This window comes from Aliivibrio wodanis (assembly GCF_052920805.1).
The window spans coordinates 1417694-1440380 of record NZ_JBREXA010000002.1 but is presented as its reverse complement, the minus strand read 5'-3'; the positions used below and the strand labels follow the sequence as shown (position 1 = coordinate 1440380).

Annotated in this window: 19 protein-coding genes and 1 pseudogene; 10 read left to right on the top strand and 10 right to left on the bottom strand. The window is 37.5% G+C overall.

Annotated elements, in window-relative coordinates:
* The first annotated feature begins 48 nt into the window (after positions 1-48).
* The 3 genes and pseudogenes from hbs (at position 49) to ACU5DF_RS14485 (ending at position 2881) form a co-directional block, all read left to right on the top strand.
* Positions 49-321, top strand: coding sequence for a non-specific DNA-binding protein Hbs (hbs, locus tag ACU5DF_RS14495; protein ID WP_045101538.1), 273 nt, complete (start codon positions 49-51; stop codon positions 319-321).
* A 202-nt stretch (positions 322-523) separates the two neighbouring features.
* A pseudogene (ppiD, locus tag ACU5DF_RS14490) lies at positions 524-2382 on the top strand (peptidylprolyl isomerase).
* A 193-nt stretch (positions 2383-2575) separates the two neighbouring features.
* On the top strand, positions 2576-2881 hold the full coding sequence (locus tag ACU5DF_RS14485; protein ID WP_446713374.1) for a ComEA family DNA-binding protein: 306 nt from the start codon (positions 2576-2578) through the stop codon (positions 2879-2881).
* Positions 2882-3013: 132 nt separating this feature from the next.
* Here ACU5DF_RS14485 and ACU5DF_RS14480 read toward each other — a convergent pair whose 3' ends face one another.
* Positions 3014-4369, bottom strand: a complete 1356-nt coding sequence (locus ACU5DF_RS14480) for a peptide MFS transporter (protein WP_446713373.1) — start codon at positions 4367-4369, stop codon at positions 3014-3016.
* A gap of 308 nt (positions 4370-4677) precedes the next feature.
* On the opposite strand from ACU5DF_RS14480, the gene rfaH reads away from it, so the two are divergent.
* Positions 4678-5172: a transcription/translation regulatory transformer protein RfaH gene (gene rfaH, locus ACU5DF_RS14475; protein WP_446713372.1), complete on the top strand. Its 495-nt coding sequence runs from the start codon at positions 4678-4680 to the stop codon at positions 5170-5172.
* Between the two features lie 179 nt (positions 5173-5351).
* Here the strand turns inward: rfaH and asnB are convergent, their stop codons facing one another.
* The 4 genes from asnB to nagA form a co-directional block, all read right to left on the bottom strand.
* Positions 5352-7019, bottom strand: a complete 1668-nt coding sequence (gene asnB, locus ACU5DF_RS14470; RefSeq protein ID WP_446713371.1) for an asparagine synthase B — start codon at positions 7017-7019, stop codon at positions 5352-5354.
* Positions 7020-7303: 284 nt separating this feature from the next.
* Positions 7304-8908 carry a cation:proton antiporter domain-containing protein gene (locus tag ACU5DF_RS14465; protein ID WP_045101543.1) on the bottom strand — a complete coding sequence of 535 codons (1605 nt, stop codon included), beginning with the start codon at positions 8906-8908 and terminating at the stop codon, positions 7304-7306.
* Between the two features lie 81 nt (positions 8909-8989).
* Positions 8990-10204 (bottom strand): DNA-binding transcriptional regulator NagC, encoded by a 1215-nt coding sequence (nagC, locus tag ACU5DF_RS14460; protein WP_045101544.1) that lies wholly within the window; start codon positions 10202-10204, stop codon positions 8990-8992.
* A 1-nt stretch (position 10205) separates the two neighbouring features.
* The gene (gene nagA / locus ACU5DF_RS14455; protein WP_045101545.1) at positions 10206-11342 is read right to left on the bottom strand and encodes an N-acetylglucosamine-6-phosphate deacetylase; all 1137 of its coding nucleotides are present in this window, start codon (positions 11340-11342) and stop codon (positions 10206-10208) included.
* A gap of 398 nt (positions 11343-11740) precedes the next feature.
* Here nagA and nagE point away from each other — a divergent pair, with 398 nt between their 5' ends.
* On the top strand, positions 11741-13231 hold the full coding sequence (nagE, locus tag ACU5DF_RS14450; RefSeq protein ID WP_045101546.1) for an N-acetylglucosamine-specific PTS transporter subunit IIBC: 1491 nt from the start codon (positions 11741-11743) through the stop codon (positions 13229-13231).
* A 175-nt stretch (positions 13232-13406) separates the two neighbouring features.
* A complete protein-coding gene (glnS, locus tag ACU5DF_RS14445; protein WP_446713370.1) occupies positions 13407-15065 on the top strand; it encodes a glutamine--tRNA ligase in 1659 nt (552 codons plus the stop codon).
* Between the two features lie 78 nt (positions 15066-15143).
* Here the strand turns inward: glnS and fcrX are convergent, their stop codons facing one another.
* Positions 15144-15587: a ferric iron uptake transcriptional regulator FcrX gene (gene fcrX / locus ACU5DF_RS14440; protein WP_045101548.1), complete on the bottom strand. Its 444-nt coding sequence runs from the start codon at positions 15585-15587 to the stop codon at positions 15144-15146.
* Between the two features lie 180 nt (positions 15588-15767).
* On the opposite strand from fcrX, the gene ACU5DF_RS14435 reads away from it, so the two are divergent.
* On the top strand, positions 15768-16232 hold the full coding sequence (locus ACU5DF_RS14435) for a DUF4442 domain-containing protein (RefSeq protein ID WP_446713369.1): 465 nt from the start codon (positions 15768-15770) through the stop codon (positions 16230-16232).
* Between the two features lie 52 nt (positions 16233-16284).
* On the opposite strand, the gene fldA is transcribed toward ACU5DF_RS14435, so the two are convergent.
* From fldA to ACU5DF_RS14420, 3 genes are all read right to left on the bottom strand, one after another.
* Positions 16285-16812: a flavodoxin FldA gene (gene fldA / locus ACU5DF_RS14430; protein ID WP_045101550.1), complete on the bottom strand. Its 528-nt coding sequence runs from the start codon at positions 16810-16812 to the stop codon at positions 16285-16287.
* Between the two features lie 59 nt (positions 16813-16871).
* Positions 16872-17093: a DUF2788 domain-containing protein gene (locus ACU5DF_RS14425; protein ID WP_045101551.1), complete on the bottom strand. Its 222-nt coding sequence runs from the start codon at positions 17091-17093 to the stop codon at positions 16872-16874.
* Positions 17094-17181: 88 nt separating this feature from the next.
* On the bottom strand, positions 17182-17958 hold the full coding sequence (locus ACU5DF_RS14420) for an alpha/beta fold hydrolase (protein WP_446713368.1): 777 nt from the start codon (positions 17956-17958) through the stop codon (positions 17182-17184).
* A gap of 94 nt (positions 17959-18052) precedes the next feature.
* Here ACU5DF_RS14420 and seqA point away from each other — a divergent pair, with 94 nt between their 5' ends.
* From seqA to ACU5DF_RS14405, 3 genes are all read left to right on the top strand, one after another.
* Positions 18053-18595: a replication initiation negative regulator SeqA gene (seqA, locus tag ACU5DF_RS14415; RefSeq protein WP_045101553.1), complete on the top strand. Its 543-nt coding sequence runs from the start codon at positions 18053-18055 to the stop codon at positions 18593-18595.
* A 50-nt stretch (positions 18596-18645) separates the two neighbouring features.
* Positions 18646-20292 carry a phosphoglucomutase (alpha-D-glucose-1,6-bisphosphate-dependent) gene (pgm, locus tag ACU5DF_RS14410; protein WP_446713367.1) on the top strand — a complete coding sequence of 549 codons (1647 nt, stop codon included), beginning with the start codon at positions 18646-18648 and terminating at the stop codon, positions 20290-20292.
* Between the two features lie 153 nt (positions 20293-20445).
* Entirely contained in the window at positions 20446-21201 is a 756-nt protein-coding gene (locus tag ACU5DF_RS14405; RefSeq protein WP_446713366.1) for a Nif3-like dinuclear metal center hexameric protein, read from the top strand.
* Between the two features lie 100 nt (positions 21202-21301).
* On the opposite strand, the gene ACU5DF_RS14400 is transcribed toward ACU5DF_RS14405, so the two are convergent.
* Entirely contained in the window at positions 21302-22591 is a 1290-nt protein-coding gene (locus ACU5DF_RS14400) for a citrate synthase (RefSeq protein WP_045101556.1), read from the bottom strand.
* Positions 22592-22687 lie beyond the last annotated feature (96 nt).

The window sequence follows — 22687 nt, the reverse complement described above, 5'->3', positions numbered from 1 at the left end:
ATGGAATTTCATTCATATAATTGAATGAATAATTTAAAGGGGAATACCGTGAATAAATCTCAATTAGTTGATCAAATCTCTGAAAGTGCAGACATCTCAAAAGCAGCTGCAGGTCGCGCTCTAGATGCTTTAGTTGAAACAGTAACAGAGACACTAAAAAGTGGTGATCAAGTTGCACTTGTTGGCTTTGGTTCATTTGTTGTTCGTGAAAGAGCTGCACGTACTGGTCGTAATCCTAAAACGGGTGAAGCGATTGAGATTTCTGCTGCAAAAGTACCAGCATTTAAAGCAGGTAAAGCATTAAAAGATGCGTGTAACTAATCGAAAGATAGATAAAACTCTACACAAGCTAGCATAAGGCTAGTAGACTAGAGCTATGAGTCATAGGCGCATCCATGATGCGCTTTTTTATTGTTAAATTTTTCTTTTGTTGAACTATTTTTAATTGTCACTATCAATAGAAATGACAACATTTTCTTAGGAATAAATTATTCCACTCGGTGATTAGGAGTTAATACATATTATGATGGATCGAATTAGAGAGGGCTCTACAGGCCCCGTAGTTAAGATCATTCTCGGTCTAATTATTTTCTCATTTGTATTTGCAGGTGTAGGCAGTTATTTAGTCAACGGAAGTCAACCATTAGCAGCAAAAGTTGGCGAACGTGAAATAACTCGAAATGACTTTGAGCAAGTTTACCAAAATGAGCGAAATCGTATGCAATCACAATTAGGTGAGTATTTTGCTACATTGCTTGGTGATCCAGCTTATGTTGAACAGTTCCGTAAATCTGTGCTAGATCGTATGGTTAATGATGCATTATTAGATAATCAAGCTCAAGATTTAGGATTGAGAGTTGGTGATAAACAAATTCGCCAAGCTATTCTTATCTATGCCTCAATTCCAAAAAGACGGTAAATTTGATGAAGAGATTTATAATATTTCACTTCGTCGTGCTGGTTATACATCAGATAGTTTTGCTGAATATTTACGTCAAGATTTAGTTCGAAACCAGCTTATGATTGCTCTTGAATCAACGGAGTTTACTCTAAGTAATGAAGTTCAAGCTCAAGGCACTTTAGAAGCCCAACAACGTGAAATTCGTACTATTACCCTGAATACTAACGAGTTTGCTAAAACAGCAACAGTTACAGATGAAGAAGTTTCCGAATACTACAATGCGAATAAGCAGCAGTTTATTCGTCCTGAGCAAGTTAAAGTGGCTTACATTGAATTATCTGGGGATTCACTTAAAGCACAAGCTCCGATTACAGAGCAAGAAGTGACTGAGTATTACCAAGAAAATCAAGATAAGTATTCAACGCAAGAAAAACGAGAAGTTAGTCATATCCTTATCAAAGGTGATGAAGCTGACGCACAGATTGTTCCTTGCTCGTTTAGAAGCCGGTGAAGATTTTGCTACTGTAGCAAAAGAAGACTCACAAGATATTCCAACCGCAAAAGAAGGTGGCTCTTTAGGTTGGATTGAACGTGGTGTTATTGATCCTGAGTTTGAAGATGCTACTTTCCAACTGGTTAATATCGGCGATCATTCAGGCTTAGTTAAATCTGCATTTGGTTACCACATTATTCAACTTGATGGTATTGAAGCTCCAAAAACAAAGCCTCTTGAGGAAGTAAGTTCTGAGATTAAATCTTTCTTAGTGGATGAACATGCCGCTGATGAGTTTTATAGCTTACAAACAGAGCTTGCAGAAAAAGCGTTTGAATCACCCGATTCTCTAGATGATGCCGCTGAAGTTGTTAATGCAAAAATTACGACTTCGGATTTTTTCTCTCAAGCTGATGCACCTGAGGTACTAGCAAATAGTGCTGTACTACAAGCGATTTACAGCCCAGAAGTAAAAGAAGATGGTTTGAATTCAGATGTTATCGAAATAGCACCAGAACATATTCTTGTTGTTCGTGTAGAAGATGTTCGTGATGAAATGGTATTACCTTTAGATGACGTTAAAGAGGCTGTGATAGCTCGTTTATCTCAATCAAAGGGTGAGCAGAAAGCATTAGAATTAGCTCAAGGTACAATTACAGCTTTAAATGCTGATGACATGAGTTTCTTAAGTGATAATGGATTAAGCTTTACTGAAGCAAGAGTTATTACTCGAGCTGATGAATTAGCAAGTGATGTATATCGTTTGCAAAAACCAGAGCAAGATAAACCAACTTATGCTCAAATAGCAGATCGCCAAGGCAATCAAGTTATTGTTGCATTTGATAGTGTTTTAGAACTAAGTAATAGTGCAATGGCAGAGCAAGTGTCAACACGTCTACTTAGAACTCAAACTCAGCAAGATTTATCTGCAACATTAAGCACTCTAAAAGCAAGCTCTGAGATTAGTTATCCTTTACTAGAGCAGTAATCAATTTATTTGTAATTGATATATAAGATAGACGGGCTCCTATATGGAGCCCGTCGTGTTTTTATCAAAAGGAGAAATCCATTAATAGGATTTCTCTTTAAGTTTATTTATTCTCTTTTTGATGGCTGATAGAGATTGTAGTTCTGAAGTATCAAATATCATCATATTGATAAATAATAAACAAGGAATGATAATGGCACATTTAAAAACATTAATTGGTACACTTTTTCTTACAATGGCTTTATTTTCTACCAGCTTTGTTCATGCTAAAGATGAGAAAGTTAGTAAGCATGAAGGAATTGATATTACGGTTAATATTAATAATGCGGGTATTGAAGAGCTTGAAACCTTACTGGTTGGAATCGGTAGCTCAAAAGCAAAAGCGATTGTTGATTATCGTAATACAAATGGAAAGTTTGTTTCTATTGATGACCTATCCAATGTTAAAGGGATAGGGGATAGGTTGCTTGAAAAGAATCGAAATAGAATTGAGTTATAGCTGATATAATAAAGGCAACCTTAGCTAAGGTTGCCTTTTATTTATTTTAGTTAATTGATACTAATTTCAATAATCATCTATTATCAATTAAATCATATAATTAATAGCATTTTTAACTATGGAGTATTGGTCTTAATGTGCCTTTTCTGCACCGTGCATCCAATGAATAAGAGTACCTGATATTATTAGTAATAATACACCTGAAAGAGTTGCAGTAATGGCAATACCTGCAAATATATCTAATGCACCAAGACTTTCTACGTGTGACCCTACTAAACCTGCAATATAGTTTGAAATTGCGTTGAAACCAAACCATGTCCCCATCATTAGAGAAGCTAAACGAAGAGGCGCAAGTTTAGTTACTAGTGATAAACCGATTGGTGATAAACATAACTCACCTAGGGTATGGAAAAAATAAGCCCCAATTAGCCAATACATTGATGTTTTAATCGTTAAGTCACCACCTTGCTCTAGTACTGCTCCTACCATACAGACAAAACCAATTGCTAAGAAGAATAGAGCCATTGCAAATTTAACTGGTGAGCTAGGTTCTTTAGGTCCTAATTTAACCCATAACATAGCAATGAGAGGAGCAAATACAATAATGAAAAATGGGTTTAATGATTGGAACCATGCAGCAGGTACTTCAAAAGAACCGATCATTCGGTCAGTATATTGTTGAGAGTAAACATTCATTAGTCCACCAGCTTGTTCAAAACCGGCCCAAAAGACAATAACAAATAACCCCATGATCATAACCACTTTTAAGCGGTCTATTTCCTGCTTGGTGAAGGCTGTGTTTGATTTTCCTTCAGCCTCTGCATTTTCTCTTGCAATATGAGCAGCAGGTCGAACTCCTATATCACCTAAGAATCGTTGAGCAAAAAGGCTTTGAATGATTAAGCTAATGATCATCCCAATACCAGCAACTAAGAAGCCCGCTTTCCAGCCCCAAACACCAGTTACTGAACCTGAGACAACCCCCGCTAATAATGAACCTAAATTAATTCCCATGTAGAAAATGGTAAATGCACCATCACGACGATGATCGCCATCTTGATATAAGTCACCAACCATAGTAGATACATTTGGTTTAAATAAACCATTACCAGCAATCAGAAAACCAAGTCCTGTATAGAATAGAGTTTCAACTGAAAAAGGAAGAACATCTAGGGGTAATGCTAAAACGAATTGGCCTACGACCATTAAGGCTCCCCCAATAAGAAGGGATTTACGTTGACCTAAGTAATTATCAGCTAACCAACCCCCAATGAGAGGGGTAATGTACATTAAAGCGGTATAAGTGCCGTATAAGCTTAAGGCATCTTTTACAGTCCAGCCTAAGCCACCATTAATCGTTCTGTCTGTTAAATATAAAACGAGAATTGCTCTCATTGCATAATAAGAGAAGCGCTCCCATAACTCAGTACCAAAAAGTAAGAACAGCCCTTTAGGGTGCCCCATAATTAATTTGTTGTTGTTTGACATAATTCACTCATTTTTAATGAAATTTTAATATTTTTCATTGGTAAATTTATACTCTTCGAATGTAACATCTGCAATGATGTACAATTTTATGTGATTTGATTAACAAATTAACTAGCTGAAATATTTAGAAATAATTAAATTGTATACTTTTTTAATATGTTGTTTTTTAGTTTTATTATGGGTTTTTATTTCGATAATTTACTTTAACATTTATAACAAAGAGGAAAGCTTAGAGATAACTCCCTAATTATATTTTTGCCACTAATTGCATGTTATGATCTTCTAACGGTTAGTTAGGTATAAAAATAATGAAAGAGTGGTATCTACTCTACTGTAAGCGTGGAGAGCAGCAGAGAGCAAAACAACATTTAGAAAATCAACAGGTCGAATGTTTTTATCCAGAAGTTGAAATAGAAAAAATAATTCGAGGAAAGAGAACCTTAGTAAAAGAACCTTTATTTCCTTGTTATATATTTGTTCGATTTGATTTTAAGATCGGACCTTCTTTTACTACAGTAAGGTCAACTCGTGGAGTTAGCGACTTCATTCGTTTTGGGTCTCAACCAAAAGTACTTCAAGGCGATCTGATTTATTCTTTAAAGATGATTTATGAAAGTGATAGCAAAGAAGCTATTGAATGCTTGCCAGAATCTGGACAAAAAATAGGAATTAAGGAAGGCCCCTATTCTGGGGTTAAGGCTATTTATAAGGAAGCTGATGGGGAACAACGTTCAATTCTATTGATAACACTAATCAATCAAGAAGTGGAAATTAATATTGATAATAATATTATTGAATACTGACTTGTCATTTAAGTATCTCGCAAAGCACTGCTTGTTCTGAGGTTTACTTTGCTCTAAGTTTTTTTGCATAATAAATAGACCATTTAATTAATGGCAATGGTATAAATTGAATCTTCCATTGATTAGATCGTTAAAAAGCGCCTTTCGGCGCTTTTTAAGAATTAAATAACAAATATTAGTTAATCATAGGCTTCATTATGAACGGCTTGTACAGCTCGACCTGATGGATCAACACAGTTTTGGAATGATTCATCCCACTCAATTGCTTTTGCTGAAGAACACGCTACAGAAGGGCCTCCAGGAACACATTTAGCGGCATCTTCAAGAGGAAATAGCTCTTCAAAAATTTCACGATATACATAACCTTCTTTTGTTACCGGCGTATTGTAAGGGAAGCGGAATTTAGCTGATTCCATTTGTTGATCTGTTACTTTCGCTTCAGCCGTTTCTCGTAAGGTATCAATCCAGCTATAACCTACACCATCTGAGAATTGCTCTTTTTGTCTCCAAGCAATCGCTGGTGGTAAATCATCTTCAAAACATTCACGAAGAATGTGTTTTTCCATTTTACCGTTGCCACACATTTTATCTTGTGGGTTTAAGCGCATAGCAATATCGATAAACTCTTTATCTAGGAAAGGTACACGGCCTTCAACACCCCAAGCAGCAAGTGATTTGTTAGCACGAGCACAATCAAACATGTTTAGAGCAAGTAACTTACGAACCGTTTCTTCATGAAATTCTTTTTTGTTTGGTGCTTTATGGAAGTATAGGTAACCGCCAAATATTTCATCAGCGCCTTCACCAGAAAGGACCATTTTAATGCCCATCGCTTTGATCTTACGACCCAATAAGTACATTGGTGTAGAAGCACGAATAGTGGTTACGTCATAAGTCTCGATGTGATAAATAACATCACGGATAGCATCAAGACCTTCTTGAATCGTATAAGTCATTTCATGATGGACAGTGCCTATTTGGTCTGCAACTTCTCGAGCGGCTTTTAGATCAGGGGCACCTTCTAATCCTACTGCAAATGAATGAAGCTGAGGCCACCATGCTTGGGATTCTTCGTTATCTTCAATACGCATAGCAGCAAATTTCTTAGCAACCGCTGAGGTAATTGATGAATCAAGTCCACCAGATAAAAGTACGCCATAAGGAACATCAGTCATCAATTGACGTTTAACCGCGTCTTCTAATGCTTGTTTAAGTTCTTCTTTACTTGTCGGATTATCTTTAACTGCATCATATTCCATCCAGTCACGCACATAATAACGTGTTGGCTCTGCATCTTTTGATGAGTAGAAGTGGCCAGGAGGAAATTCGCTGATTGATTTGCAAACTGGAACCAAAGCTTTCATTTCAGAGGCAACATAATAGTTACCATGCTCGTCATACCCGTGATACATAGGAATAATACCGATATGATCACGACCTACTAGATATTCATCTTTTTCTTCATCATAAAGAACAAATGCAAAAATACCGTTTAAGTCTTCTAATAAGTCAGCCCCTTTCTCGCGATACAGAGCTAAAATAACTTCACAATCAGAGTCTGTTTGGAAAGCGTAATCGTCTGAGTATTTTTCGCGTAATTCTTTATGGTTATAAATTTCACCATTAACAGCTAAGATGTGTTTATTATCTTCGCTATAAAGAGGTTGAGCGCCACTGTTAACACCCACAATAGCCAGACGTTCATGCGCTAAAATTGCTTTATCTGATGAGTAAATACCAGACCAATCAGGGCCACGATGACGAAGTTTCTTTGACATTTCAAGTGCGCTTGTACGAAGTGGTGCAGGATCAGTCTTTATATCTAGTATTCCAAAAATTGAGCACATAAGTTCCCTCTAATCTCTTCTTAATTTTTATCATAAATTATTGTCTTAACTACAATTTGCCACGATCGCTAAAAAAAGCAACCAAGAAATACAAATAAAATTACAAATAGGCAACCTAATTGGAAAATATTTAATATTTTTGCCATTTTGGTTATGAATCTTTAGTTACAGGAGTTTTTTTGAACAAAAAGAATGAAAACTGAGGGAATATAAATGAAAAATCAGATTAGACTTTAATTAAGTTCTAATCTGATTTCGGTAGAAGAGTGTCATTAACCAAAGAATTAATACTTCATATATTCTTTTTGTTGATTAAATTGTGGATTCAATTGTTCGCTTACATGTCGTGCAAAACCACTACCAGCTTCATGATAAATATTAAATGCTGCATCTACACCTTGTTCAAGTAATCCATCAATTTGATCATTATAAGCTGCAATTGCAGCGGTTTGCCCTTGATAATTGCGTGATTGGAGTTGCTCTAAGGCAAACTGGTTACCTTGATGGTTTGGCATTGCCAATAAAACTAGCTTTACATGAGAGGTTGATAGAATACGTTCCCAAAAATCGGGGTCGGTGGCATCACCTGAAATAACATTTCGACCTAAATCTTGATGATGTTTTGCTGACTCTTCACGTAGTTCGATACCTAAAATTATATCGCCATACTTTTCTTTTAATTCATCATAAGCACCACTACCTATGCGACCCATACCAAGGATCAATATTTGAGCTCGTCCAGGGTTAATTAATTTATCCATTGGGTTTAAACGCTCTGCAGTATGTTCTTTTAACCAATGACGAGAGCGTTGATAAATGGTATGGCCAAAATTATTTAACGGAGCTGAGATAATAAAGGAAATCGAAACAGCAATGGCGATGGCGACTAAAGTATCAGCAGGTAGCCAGCCCATCTTAAATGCTAACCCCCCAACAATTAACCCAAACTCACTATAATTAAACAGAGTGAGGGAGGCGAGAAGAGAAGTTCGTACACGGAACTTGAATTTATTAATAATAATAAAATATAAAAGCCCTTTAATTGGCAGTAAGAGAATAAGTATAAGAGCTAAGCCTAAGCCTGATAGAGTTGGGGCTGCTGATAATCCTATATTTAAGAAAAAACAAATTAGCAATATTTCTTTTAAATTGAAAAGAGATTTGGATAACTCAGAGGCTTTGGAGTGACTCGCTAATAGCATCCCTAAAATAAGAGCCCCAAGATCTGGCTTCATTCCTACTAATTCAAAGGTTCCTGCTCCTGCTACAAGCGCTAAAAATATACCATAAAGCACCAGCATTTCGCCGTGGCCTGCCCAGTCTAATAATTTGAAAAATAAAGGTCTAAAGAATGGTAGGGCAAATAAAGCTAATGCAGTGATTTCAGGGATCTTTCCTGTTGATACAGTTAAAAATACAACAGCAAAGATATCTTGCATAACAAGAATACCAATAGCTAACGTACCGTATGTAGCGTTCATTTCTCCTTTTTCTTGTAATGCTTTTACTGCAAAGACTGTACTAGAAAAAGAGAGAGCAAAGCCAAATAAGACAAGTTGCGTTATGTCTATATCTGCAAGCATTGTGATCCCAAGATATTTGAGACCAAGAAGCGCAAAGGTAAAAAACAGCGTTGAGAATAAGTTATGTAACGTAGCACCTAACCAAATTTCTTTAGCAAGTAGAGTTTTTACATCTAACTTTAAACCGATAGAGAAGAGAAGAAGGGTAACACCAAGATCAGCAAAGGTAGATAAAGCATCATTAGATTGGAAACCAAGGGCATGTAAACCAAACCCAGCGAGTAAAAAACCGACTAATGGTGGTAAATTTATTTTTAATGCAATAAAACCCATCACAAACGCTGCAATGATAAAGAGTAACTCCATATACTGTACTTCCCTGAAAGTAATCAAAAAAAAGAGCTGCAAAAGCAGCCCTTAGGATAACACGTTGAAACTTAATCGTGATTATTCATCAAGTAATTTTTGTAACAATACGCCATTAAGCATTGCTCGTTTAACCATAGAGAACGCACCAATGGTTGGTTGATCATGAAGCTCTGAAGCTACAATAGGAAGATCTTTATGGAAAGCCGTTAATGATTGATTTTTAATACAATTACGAATAGCTGCAAATAGGATTTTATCAGATTGAGTTATTGCTCCTGAGATAATAATCTTTTGAGGATTAAACAAGTTAATTGTCATTGCAATGGCTTTACCAAGTTGATTACCAACACGTAGTAATGTCTGCGTTGCTAATTCATCTCCATGGTTTGCGGCGTGACAAATATCAGCCATACAAATATCATTTACTTTAGAAAGGCTAGAAGGGTAGCCCTGTTGCAGTAAGCTATTCACTCTCGCGATAATCGCAGGGTTAGCAGCAACTGTTTCTAAGCAACCAAAGTTCCCACATTGGCATTTATCCCCAATAGGATCTATTTGGATATGACCAATTTCACCTACATTGCGGTTATGACCAAGAAAAACTTTGCCATTAACAATAATACCAGCACCAGTACCACGGTGAACGCTAACTAAAATAGAATCATAACAATCTTTTGATGCACCAAAGTAATGCTCAGCAAGAGCTAAACCTCGAACGTCGTTACCGACAAAACATTGTGTATTAAAGGTTTCTTTAATTACATCTGCTAATGCTAGTTTATCGATATCAGTATTTGGCATATATTCAACAACCCCAGTTTCAGGGTTTACTAAACCTGGGAGGGTAATGCCAATTGCAATTAGTTGCTTAATGGTATCTTTATTTCGAGTAATGAAAAGTTGAATTAATTGACTTAATCCATCCAATAATTCTTGTTGATGAGAATAATTGAACTCGTGATACTCAGAAGCTAATTCTTTTGTGGAAAGATCAAAAAGGCTTAATTGGATATAATCTCTGCCTAATCGAACTGCAATAGAGTGAAAAGGATCCGTTTCAGTAGTCAAGGATATTGCTCTTCGACCACCAGTTGATGCTTGTTGCGCGACTTCTTTTATTAAGCCGCGCTCTAACAATTGACGGGTTATTTTGGTAACACTTGCCGGGGCAAGCTGACTAACATCGGCGATTTGAATTCGAGAAATCGGTCCTTTTTGGTCGATTAAACGATAAACAGCCGCACTGTTTAACTGTTTTACTAGATCTACATTACCAATTTGTCCGTCAGTCATATTAACTTTGCTCGTATTGTCCGTTAACAACAGTCGCTTTTACATTGAAGTCACGATCAAAAATAGCAAGGTTAGCTACCATGCCTTTCTTAATACGGCCAAGTTTGTTATCTACACCCATTGCTTGAGCAGGATATAGCGTAGCCATACGTAGTGCTTCGTCTAAAGCGATTCCAACGTGCTCAACTGTATTCTGAACTGCTTCAATCATAGTCAGAGCTGAGCCGCCTAATGTGCCATTTTCATCAACACATTTACCATCCTTGTAATATACTTTCTTACCAACAAAAATAAAGTATTCCATGTCAGCACCTGCAGGAGCTGTGGCATCGGTCACTAATACTAGCTTTTCTTTCTTTATTTTATGCGCAATACGGATGTTTGCGTAGTCAACGTGGAAGCCATCAGCAATGATGCCAGCATAGACATCTGGAGTATCGTAGATAGCACCAACAACACCTGGTTCACGGCCAACCATAGGTGTCATAGCGTTAAACAGGTGAGTAGCAAAAGTGATACCTGATTCAAAACCTTGGCGAGCTTCAGCATAAGTTGCGTTAGTGTGGCCGATAGATACAACAATTCCTGCTTTGTATAGGCGTTCAATGTGCTCTGGATCATTTAGTTCTGGAGCGAGTGTTACTTTAGCAATTAAATCAGCGTTATCACACATCAGTTGAATCATATCTGAATCAGAGTTACGGATATGATCAACACTGTGAATGCCTTTTTTCATCACATTTAAGTATGGGCCTTCAAGATGTAGACCTAGTGATTGGTTTTGGTATTTGTTGTGGTATTCACGAGCAGCTTCGATTGAAGCGCGCATATCTTCATCAGAAGAGGTGATTAACGTAGGCAAGAAGCTAGTACAACCAGACTTAAGGTTAGCTTCATGCATGATTTGCATTGTTTCTGCTGTGATTTCATCATTCAGCATCACGCCACCACAACCATTTAATTGTAGGTCAATAAAGCCTGGACTTAAGATTGCACCTTTTAAATCTTTTAATTCAATATCTTGAGGTAATTCAGAGTTAGGGCAGATAGTGCCAATTTCTGCTCCATTTATGATGACTGAATGATCCACAAGAACATCGGTACCAGTATAAACCTTACAGTTAGTTAGCGCATACATAGATTGAATCCTTTAATTATAATTTATAGTACAAAAAAATATTAATTTTTTGTTGAAATTTTTAAGCAAGTGAAAATAGAACTGCTTACTGAGCGGTACACTCAATTATTTAAATGTTTCGTTCAGTAATGACAAATTTAGGTGATGCATTCACCAAATATTATTCCTGATGCTCTATTCTTTCGAATGATAAAATAAGTTTTATGATCTCGCTAGCAAAAACCCCTAAATATTGCCTCTGCAGGTGATAATGATCACAATTACCTCGCTTTTAATTTGCGGGGCGAAATTAATCCCTTACACTTGGCCTAGTTAATAACGAGTAGCGAAATAAGTTTTTAGTGAACGAAATTACGTTATTCAAAAAAATCTAAAATCCTTATAGGGGGAATCTAAAGGTGAATATTTTAGGATATTTTCAAAAAGTAGGTAAAGCACTGATGGTACCAGTTGCTACACTACCTGCAGCAGCAATTTTAATGGGTATTGGTTACTGGATTGACCCAGTGGCTTGGGGCGGCAACAATGCACTAGCAGCGTTTTTAATTAAAGCTGGTGCGGCTATCATCGATAACATGTCAGTACTGTTCGCAGTTGGTGTTGCTTATGGTATGTCTAAAGATAAAGATGGTGCAGCAGCACTTTCTGGTTTTGTTGGTTTCCTTGTTGTAACAACACTTCTTGCACCTGGTGCAGTCGCTCAAATTCAAGGTATTGACCCTTCTGCAGTTCCTGCTGCATTTGGTAAAATCAATAACCAATTTGTTGGTATCCTAGTTGGTATCGTATCTGCTGAGATCTACAACCGTTTCTCTGCTGTTGAACTGCATAAAGCTCTTGCATTCTTCTCAGGTAAGCGTCTTGTACCTATCTTAACTTCTTTTGCAGGTATCTTAATTGCATTCGTACTAATGTACGTATGGCCTGCAATCTACGGTGGCCTTGTACATTTTGGTGAATCGATCCAAGGTATGGGTTCTGCGGGTGCTGGTATCTATGCATTCTTTAACCGTCTACTTATCCCTGTAGGTCTTCACCATGCACTTAACTCAGTGTTCTGGTTCGACGTTGCTGGTATTAACGACATCCCTAACTTCCTAGGTGGCGCTAAGTCTATCGCTGAAGGTACTGCAACTGTAGGTGTTACAGGTATGTACCAAGCTGGTTTCTTCCCAATCATGATGTTTGGTCTACCAGGTGCAGCACTAGCTATCTACCACACAGCTAAAGTTGAGAACAAAGAAAAAGTAGCATCAATCATGATTGCCGCAGGTTTCGCATCGTTCTTCACTGGTGTTACTGAACCACTTGAATTCTCATTCATGTTCCTTGCTCCTGCACTATACGTAGTTCACGCAGCATTAACAGGTATCTCAGTATTCATCGCAGCTTCAATGCAGTGGATTGCAGGTTTCGGTTTCTCAGCAGGTCTAGTAGATATGGTTCTTTCTACTCGTAACCCACTAGCTGTTAACTGGTACATGCTAATTATCCAAGGTATCGTATTCTTCGCAATCTACTACTTCATCTTCCGTGCTGTAATCGTTAAGTTCAATCTTAAGACTCCAGGCCGTGAAGACGACGATGAAGAAGAAAGTTCAGTTCGTGGTTCTAAAGAAACTGGTGAACTAGCTAAGCAATACCTTAAAGCTCTAGGTGGTCACGATAACCTAGAAAACATTGATGCTTGTATTACTCGTCTACGCTTAACTCTTAAAGACACTAGCGTAATCAGCGAGAAGCAACTGAAAGCACTAGGTGCAATGGGTGTAGTGAAACTTGGTTCAAACAATGTTCAAGTTATCCTTGGTCCTCTTGCTGAAATCGTAGCTGGCGAAATGAAAAAAATCCCAGCTTCTGAAGACCTAACAGCAGTTGCATTACCATAATTATTGAGTAAATTAACTCAAATGACTAAGCCGCTCTCTTTAGAGCGGCTTTTTTTATGTAAATAAAGCAACTATTTGATTCTATATATTGAGTATTGGCGCATAATTGTGGATCATAGGGCTATATGAACAATCTGTTCTTTTTGCAATTACTAATACCAATGAGGTGCTTTAGATGAGTGAAACTGAAACTCGTCCTACCAACTTTATCCGTCAAATTATTGATGAAGACCTAAAGTCAGGTAAACATTCCAGTGTCCATACTCGTTTCCCGCCAGAGCCGAACGGTTATCTGCATATCGGACACGCAAAATCTATCTGTTTAAACTTTGGTATTGCTCAAGATTACCAGGGACAGTGTAATCTACGTTTTGATGATACTAACCCTGAAAAAGAAGACATTGAATACGTTGAGTCGATCAAAAATGATGTTAAATGGTTAGGCTTTGATTGGAGTGGTGATATTCATTATTCTTCAAACTACTTTGATAAACTGTATGGTTACGCTGTAGAGCTAATTGAAAAAGGCCTAGCTTATGTTGATGAGTTAACGTCTGAACAAATGCGTGAGTACCGTGGTTCACTTAAAGAGCCAGGTAAAAACAGCCCATACCGTGATCGTAGTGTGGAAGATAACCTTGCTCTATTTGAGCAAATGCGTGATGGTAAATTTAAAGAAGGAACGATCTGTTTACGTGCAAAGATCGATATGGCTTCTTCTTTTATCGTAATGCGCGATCCAGTAATTTATCGTATTCGCTTCGCAACTCATCATCAAACAGGTGATAAGTGGTGTATCTATCCAATGTACGATTTTACTCATTGTATTTCGGATGCACTTGAAGGCATTACACACTCAATTTGTACATTAGAATTTCAAGATAACCGTCGTTTATACGATTGGGTCTTAGAAAATATTACGATTGATTGCCAACCACATCAGTATGAGTTTAGCCGTCTAAACTTAGAATACACGATCATGTCTAAGCGTAAGCTAAATGAACTAGTGACTGAAAAATTAGTAAATGGTTGGGACGATCCACGTATGCCTACTGTTTCTGGTTTACGTCGTCGTGGTTTTACAGCAGCATCTATTCGTGAATTCTGTAAGCGTATTGGTGTAACTAAGCAAGAAAATATGATCGAATTTGGTTCACTAGAATCTTGTATTCGTGATGACTTGAATGAAAATGCACCTCGTGCAATGGCAGTTCTTGAGCCTGTTAAAATCGTAATTGAAAACTACGAAGAAGGTAAAGTTGAGACACTTAGCGTTGCTAATCATCCTAACAAACCTGAAATGGGCAAGCGTGATGTACCATTCACTCGTGAAGTGTACATTGAGCAAGATGATTTCCGTGAAGAAGCAAATAAAAAATATAAACGTTTGGTTCTTGGTAAAGAAGTTCGTCTACGTGGTGCTTATGTTATTCAAGCTAACCGCATTGAAAAAGACGAAGCTGGTAACATTACCACTATCTTCTGTAGCTATGATGCAGAAACTCTAGGTAAAAACCCAGCAGATGGTCGTAAAGTGAAGGGCGTTATTCATTGGGTATCAGCAGAGAAAGCCATTCCTGCTGAGATCCGTTTATACGATCGTTTATTCAACGTGCCAAACCCTGCAGTTCTGGAAGATTTCTCAGAAAGCATTAATCCAGAGTCATTGATTACTAAGAATGGTTTTGTAGAACTAAGCTTAGCAACAGCAGAAGCAGAAGCTGGCTATCAGTTTGAGCGTACTGGTTACTTCTGTATTGATAATAAAGACTCTACACCAGAGGCTCTTGTTTTCAACCGTACAGTAGGCTTACGTGATACTTGGGAAGGTTAACCTTAACTAAGTAACAAATAATAAAAAACCAGCAGAAATGCTGGTTTTTTTATGACTATGATTTTCTAAAGTGGACGATTAACCTTTATGAGCTTCGTTATTATCAACGCAGTCACCAGTAATACAGTGGCCGTATAGATATAAACTGTGGTTCGTTAGTCGTACATTATATTTTTGAGCAATTTCTGTTTGACGATCTTCAATGATATCATCAGAGAATTCGATCACTTTACCGCAATCTAAGCAAACTAAATGGTCATGGTGATGCTGAGTTGCTAATTCAAATACAGATTTTCCGCCTTCAAAGTGATGACGAGTCACAATACCTGCATCATCAAATTGGTTTAATACGCGATATACAGTAGCAAGACCAATCTCTTCGCCAATATCTATTAATTTTTTATATAAATCTTCTGCACTGATGTGTTGGCAATCTGGTTGTTGAAGCACTTCTAAAATCTTCAGGCGTGGAAGAGTAACCTTTAAACCGGCTTTTTTTAGTGCTTGGTTGTTATCTGACATCGACTTTTCCTGTATTGACATTCTGCATCGATTTTTTGTGCAGTTTTAATAAGTTAATTATAGGGAACATTCAATCCAGTTGATACCTTATCTGTACGATCTCTTACAAAAAAATAGATGTTGATCTTTTGTTAATAAAACTATTATGATGAGGTCAGACCAGAATCAAGGATGATAAATATGTATAAGTACTTTACCCCAAAAATCGTAAGAAGGGCATTGAATATTTGGCCACCGTTTTGGGGCGCAGGGATATCTATCCAAACTATTGCGCCTGATTTTCAAGAAGTACGAGTGATATTAAAAGATCGCTTTTGGAATCGTAATGCAAATAGAAGCCAGTATGGAGGGAGTATTTTTTCTATGACAGATCCCGTGTTTTCGTTAATGTTAATGGGGATACTAAGAGAAGAGTACTTCGTGTGGGATAAGCAGTCTGAAATAGATTTTATTTCACCAGGTACCAGTGATTTGAATGCACATTTTTTGATCTCAAATGAGAAAATTGAAGAAATTAAGCAGTTGACTGAGAGTGGAGAAAAATGCTTTCCGAAATTTGAAGTGTGTATCTATGATAAAAAAGGAAAGGTAGTAGCGCGAGTAAATAGAACTTTATATGTGAGGAAAAAACCAGAGTTTAGATAATGCTCTCTACTTTCTTAATTATAAAAGTAAGAAGAGAGCATCATAATGAGAATTAGTCTTCTAATTCTGCAAGACACATTTCTTCATGGATTTGTTTAACCCATGCAGTTACACGCTCTTCAGTAAGCTCTGGTTGACGATCTTCATCAATACAAAGACCTACAAAATTATCTTCATCAACTAGGGCTTTAGATGCTTCAAATTCATAGCCTTCAGTTGGCCAGTAACCAATTACAGTGCCGCCTTTTGCTTCAACGATGTCACGGATGTTACCCATAGCATCACAGAAGTATTCAGCGTAATCTTCTTGATCACCACAGCCAAAAATAGCAACAAGTTTAGTTGAGAAATCAATGCCTTCTAATTCAGGAAAGAAATCATCCCAATCACATTGAGCTTCACCGTAGTACCATGTAGGGATACCCAGAAGTAGAAGATCGAAGTTATCAATATCTTCTTTGCTGCTTTTTGCTATGTCTTGAACGTGAACTAGCTTTTTCCCAAGCTGTTTTTGAATCATCTTGCCAACAGCTTCAGTATTACCTGTGTCGCTACCAAAGAAGAGTCCTACACTTGCCATATGATGAATACCTGTATTTGTCTGTATTAATTAAAAATAGATGTTATTAGATCAGTAACTTAACCTAGACCAGAGCCTTCCCAGCTTAGCTGAATAATCCCTTTTGCAATAAAGCCTGTACAGCCTAAAAAGAGAACTAGCCAAACAATTTTTCGGCCAAAAGGGGGGACATTCGCTTGTTTTAATACATCTTTAATAGCCATGCCGATAAAGAAAAATATCGAGGCAAACAGTAAATCTAATCCAATAGATTCAATGAGATCAAAATGTTCATACAGCATGAATCACCCTTTATCTTAAGTAAGCGACCTAAATCTGATCGAATAATTTGGCAAAACTATATCATAGCTTTGACCTTGTTGGTATGGATTATCTATTACCAGCTTTTACTAGAAATCGATTTATGACTCGATAAATGGTTTCTGGCTTTTCTGCATGCAGCCAATGACCAGTACCACTGACAATATGTGCCTTAGCTTTTGGAAATTGAGCCATGATTTCTTGTTGGTATGCAGGTTGAATATAGTCAGAATTTTCGCCTTTTATGAATAAGACATCTCCCTGAAAAGGGCTAATGTGCTTCCAACCGATAATATGATGATAATTGTTAAGTAATGCAGTGACATTAAAACGTAATGAAAGAAATTTATCGTCTTTATATAATGATTTGCTTAAAAATTGACGTACACCTGGATCAGTAATTGAAGTTGCAAGTAATTGATCTGCTTCTTTTCGGGTTGTTGGTGGAGTATCCATAATATGCTGAAGCCCAGCAAAGACAGCATCATGCTTTCGTTCTGGGTAAGCAACAGGTGCCATATCTAATACAATTAAGGATTTAATTAAGTCAGCTTTTTGGTCAGCAAGGGCCATCGCAACTTTTCCACCCATAGAATGACCTATAATATGCGCAGATGAAATGCTGAGATGATCAAGTAAGCTGATTACATCAGAAGATAATGACTGATAAGTATGATCATCAGAATGAAATGAAAGGCCATGATTACGGAGATCAATACTGATCACTCGATAATCACTTTCAAGTTGTCGTGCAAGCAACCCGAGATTATCTAAATTGCCAAATAAGCCATGAATAAGGATCAAAGGATCCCCATTTCCTTGTTCTTTATAGTTAAGCTGCTTCATTTTTCTTTTTTGTGATAGGTTTGTCGTAGAGTATCACGATTATACAAGGTATAATCGTGCCTTCATAAATAGATTATAGAATACGAACCATATAATGAAGACAATTGAAGTAGACGAAGAACTATACCGCTTTATTGCGAGTCAAACTCAACACATCGGTGAAAGTGCCTCTGATATTTTACGTCGTCTCTTATTGCAGCCATCACCTTCAGACCTTGCTATTTCTGCACCTGTTGAAGTACAGAAAAAAGGCATTATAGTCAGTAAAGATGCGGGTAAAGAGGCATCAGTAGATCGTGTTAAAGCGGTACGTACCTTATTAATCTCTGATGAATTTTCAGCATTAGATAAAGCGATTGATCGCTTTCTAACCGTGCTATCAGAATTATATAAAATTGACTCAAAAGCTTTTTCAGAAGCAACTGAAGTAAAAGGCAGAACTCGAGTTTATTTTGCAGACAATCAAGAGACATTGATTGCAAGTGGTAAAACAACTAAGCCTCGTGAAATTAACGGCACCCCATTTTGGGTTATCACTAATACAAATACTAATCGCAAGCGCCATATGGTTGACTTATTGATGGAGCGTATGGGCTTCCATCATGATTTAATTGAAAAAGTGTGCGCGGCAATTTAATTTCCTTTGAGCCATTACTCAAATAATAATTTGTCACAAGGAATCGTCAAATGGCTATACATCCTCGCGCAGGGCAAAAAGCTCAGCAAGAAGACCTACATAATATCCCTGCATTAGTTTCTAACTATTTTTTGTTAGAACCAGATGCTTCTAACCTAGATCAAAAAGTGCAATTTGGTACTTCAGGTCACCGTGGTACAGCAGATAAAGCAACGTTTAATCAGCATCATATTTGGGCTATTGCTCAGGCTGTTGCCGATGTTCGAAAAGAGAACGGAGTAACAGGTCCGCTTTTCTTAGGGAAGGATACGCATGCGTTATCTGAACCTGCTTTCATTTCAACCATTGAAGTGTTAGTTGCAAATGGTGTTGAAGTCATTATCCAAGATAATAATGGCTATACACCAACGCCAGGCATTTCTCATGCAATTTTAACGCATAACGTTAAATTTGATGATAAAGCTGATGGTATTGTTATCACTCCTTCGCATAATCCTCCTCAAGATGGCGGGATCAAATATAATCCGACACACGGTGGACCTGCGGAAGGTGAATTAACAACAGCTATTGAAGATCAAGCTAATGCTTATATTGCTAATGAGTTAAGTGGTGTGAAGCGCGTTGCTATTAATGAAGCAATGAAGTCAGAGCTGGTTAAGCAAGTGGATTTAGTAAAGCCATATATTGATGATCTGAAAAATGTAATCAATATTGAAGCGATTCAAAAAGCAAATTTAAAATTAGGTGTTGATCCATTAGGTGGTTCTGGCATCGAGTATTGGCGCCAAATTGGTCAAGAGTTTGAGCTTGATCTTACTCTTGTTAGTGAAGCGATTGATCCATCATTTCAATTTATGTCATTAGATAAAGATGGCGTGGTTCGTATGGATTGTTCTTCTCCTTATGCAATGGCTGGCTTATTATCATTAAAAGATGATTATGATTTAGCGTTTGGTAATGATCCTGATTATGATCGTCATGGTATTGTTACACCATCAGGTTTAATGAATCCAAACCATTATCTAGCAGTATGTATTGATTATTTATATCGTAATCGTCCTGATTGGAAGCCAGAGGTTGCTGTAGGTAAAACGCTAGTATCTTCAGCGATTATTGATAAAGTGGTTGCTGATTTAGGCCGTGAGTTATGTGAAGTTCCTGTTGGCTTTAAATGGTTTGTTGATGGACTTTATGATGGCAGTTTAGGCTTTGGTGGTGAAGAGAGTGCCGGTGCTTCTTTCTTACGTTTTGATGGGACACCTTGGTCAACTGATAAAGATGGTATTCTTTTGTGTCTACTTGCGGCTGAAATTACAGCGACTACAGGTATGAACCCTCAAGAATACTACAACAAGCTAGCTGCTCAGCATGGTGAATCAAGTTATAACCGTATTCAAGCTGTTGCAAATAAAGCTCAAAAAGCAGTCTTAAGTAAACTGTCTCCGGAAATGGTTTCAGCAACAACACTTGCTGGCGATGAGATCACTGCGCGTTTAACGCATGCTCCAGGTAATGGTGCAGCTATTGGTGGTCTAAAAGTAACAACAGCGAACGGTTGGTTTGCTGCTCGCCCATCAGGAACAGAAGAAATCTACAAGATTTACTGTGAAAGCTTTAAAGGTGCTGATCATTTAGCATTGATTGAGCAAGAAGCTCAAGAGATTGTAAGTAACGTATTTAAAGACGCAGGTTTGTAATTTAAAACCAGTTAAGTCTTTATAAAAAGCAGCGCATGTCGCTGCTTTTTTATTACTGTCAGCATTTAATATCAATCCAAATAAGTATTAGACCACTTTTCCTGCGTAATTTACTTACATTAGATGGGTATACGAAAATAAATAGGTATGATAATGAATCATTTTCAGCTAGAACTGCTATTAAATAAAGAGCTTAAACCTCAATTAATTAAAGATTATTGCCCAAATGGATTACAAATTGAGGGTAAATATGAAGTCAAAAAAATCATTACAGGTGTAACTGCTTCGCAAGCATTGATTGATGTGGCTATTGAAAAGAATGCAGATGCTTTGCTCGTTCACCATGGTTATTTTTGGAAGGGTGAAAGTGAATCAATTAAAGGAATGAAGGGTAATCGTATCCGCTCTTTAATTAAAAATGATATTAATTTGTTTGCATACCACCTCCCTTTAGATATTCATCCTACATTAGGTAACAATGCAGAATTAGCCCGTTTATTCTCTATTTCAAATGTGGAAGGATTAGAAGCAACGCCTCAATCTATTGCAATGAAAGGAGAGTTTGAAGCTGCGTTATCTGGCGAAGAGTTAGGTGAGCGAATTCATCAAGTATTGAGCAGAGCTCCTCTACATATAACACCTGATGTTGATAAAGAGATAAAAACGGTGGCCTGGTGTTCTGGTGGTGGACAAGATTACATTGAGTTAGCTGCACAACAAGGAATTGATGCGTTTATTTCTGGTGAGATATCTGAAAGAACGACGTATATCGCGCGTGAATTAGGTATTCACTATTTTGCCGCTGGTCATCATGCGACCGAGCGCTATGGTGTTAAGGCTCTGGGTGAATGGTTAGCGAAAGAGCACGGTTTTGATGTGGAGTTTATTGATATTGATAATCCAGTATAGTTTCTATTATTGAATAATAAAAAAGGTTGATGCTAATACATCAACCTTTTTTGCTTATAAGTCTAATGATTTAAATTCGATTCTGAATTTAAGATCTAAACTATTCACGCTCATGAAGTGGTTTAAATTCACGAAGCTCTTCACCAGTGTAAAGTTGACGCGGACGACCGATACGGTTATTTGGATCACTGTGCATTTCGCTCCAGTGTGCAATCCAACCAACAGTACGAGACAGTGCGAAGATAACGGTAAACATAGACACAGGAATACCAATCGCTTTTAAGATAATACCTGAGTAAAAATCTACGTTTGGATACAGCTTCTTAGAAACAAAGTATTCATCAGAAAGCGCAATTCGTTCAAGTTCCATTGCTACATCAAGTAGTGGGTCTTTAATGTTTAACTCTTGTAATACTTCATGACAAGCTTCACGCATTACGGTCGCGCGTGGGTCATAATTTTTGTAAACACGATGACCAAAGCCCATTAGACGGAACGGGTCTTCTTTGTCTTTTGCTTTTGCCACGTATTCATCAATATTATCTACTGAACCAATCTCTTCAAGCATACGTAAACATGCTTCATTTGCACCACCATGAGCAGGGCCCCATAAGGAAGCAATACCAGCAGCAATACAAGCGAATGGATTGGCACCTGAAGAGCCAGCTAAACGAACTGTTGATGTTGATGCGTTTTGTTCGTGATCTGCATGTAAAGTAAAGATTTTATCCATTGCACGAGCAACAACAGGGTTAACTTCGTATTCTTCACATGGATTTGAAAACATCATGTGTAAGAAGTTTTCTGCGTAAGTTAGATCATTACGTGGGTAAATAAATGGTTGACCGATAGAGTACTTGTAACACATTGCCGAAAGGGTAGGCATTTTAGAAAGTAGTCTAAATGCTGCAATTTCACGGTGTTCATCATTGCTAACATCTAATGAGTCATGATAAAAAGCGGCTAATGCACCAACAACACCACACATTACCGCCATCGGATGAGCATCGCGACGGAATCCATGGAAAAAGCTTGAGATTTGTTCATGTACCATAGTATGGCGAGTGACTATCTCTTTAAATGCTTCATATTCTTCACGGCTTGGTGCTTGGCCGTTCAAAAGTATATAACAGACTTCTAAGTAATCTGCGTTGTTGGCTAGTTGATCAATTGGAAAACCACGGTGTAATAAAACACCCTTGTCACCATCGATATAAGTTATTTGAGACTCACAAGATGCAGTGGCAAGAAAACCAGGGTCAAAAGTAAAGTAACCACTTGCTCCTAATTTTCGCACATCGATCACTTCAGGCCCAATCGTTCCTTCCATGATTGGCATGTCTATAGGCGCTTGACCTTCAATATGAAGTGTTGCCTTTTTATCTGCCATAACATTCTCCTTTTGTTATATTTTTATTTTATCCCGGATATGAGAGTGACAACTTTGTACCCATTACACGGGCTAATGTCAATTTTTGTGTGCTTA

Coding starts and splice junctions, on each gene's coding strand:
- ACU5DF_RS14485 (WP_446713374.1), top strand. CDS start 2,576: ATGGCACATTTAAAAACATTAATTGGTACACTTTTTCTTACAATGGCT.
- ACU5DF_RS14480 (WP_446713373.1), bottom strand. CDS start 4,369: ATGTCAAACAACAACAAATTAATTATGGGGCACCCTAAAGGGCTGTTC.
- rfaH (WP_446713372.1), top strand. CDS start 4,678: ATGAAAGAGTGGTATCTACTCTACTGTAAGCGTGGAGAGCAGCAGAGA.
- asnB (WP_446713371.1), bottom strand. CDS start 7,019: ATGTGCTCAATTTTTGGAATACTAGATATAAAGACTGATCCTGCACCA.
- ACU5DF_RS14465 (WP_045101543.1), bottom strand. CDS start 8,908: ATGGAGTTACTCTTTATCATTGCAGCGTTTGTGATGGGTTTTATTGCA.
- nagC (WP_045101544.1), bottom strand. CDS start 10,204: ATGACTGACGGACAAATTGGTAATGTAGATCTAGTAAAACAGTTAAAC.
- nagA (WP_045101545.1), bottom strand. CDS start 11,342: ATGTATGCGCTAACTAACTGTAAGGTTTATACTGGTACCGATGTTCTT.
- glnS (WP_446713370.1), top strand. CDS start 13,407: ATGAGTGAAACTGAAACTCGTCCTACCAACTTTATCCGTCAAATTATT.
- fcrX (WP_045101548.1), bottom strand. CDS start 15,587: ATGTCAGATAACAACCAAGCACTAAAAAAAGCCGGTTTAAAGGTTACT.
- ACU5DF_RS14435 (WP_446713369.1), top strand. CDS start 15,768: ATGTATAAGTACTTTACCCCAAAAATCGTAAGAAGGGCATTGAATATT.
- fldA (WP_045101550.1), bottom strand. CDS start 16,812: ATGGCAAGTGTAGGACTCTTCTTTGGTAGCGACACAGGTAATACTGAA.
- ACU5DF_RS14425 (WP_045101551.1), bottom strand. CDS start 17,093: ATGCTGTATGAACATTTTGATCTCATTGAATCTATTGGATTAGATTTA.
- ACU5DF_RS14420 (WP_446713368.1), bottom strand. CDS start 17,958: ATGAAGCAGCTTAACTATAAAGAACAAGGAAATGGGGATCCTTTGATC.
- seqA (WP_045101553.1), top strand. CDS start 18,053: ATGAAGACAATTGAAGTAGACGAAGAACTATACCGCTTTATTGCGAGT.
- pgm (WP_446713367.1), top strand. CDS start 18,646: ATGGCTATACATCCTCGCGCAGGGCAAAAAGCTCAGCAAGAAGACCTA.
- ACU5DF_RS14405 (WP_446713366.1), top strand. CDS start 20,446: ATGAATCATTTTCAGCTAGAACTGCTATTAAATAAAGAGCTTAAACCT.
- ACU5DF_RS14400 (WP_045101556.1), bottom strand. CDS start 22,591: ATGGCAGATAAAAAGGCAACACTTCATATTGAAGGTCAAGCGCCTATA.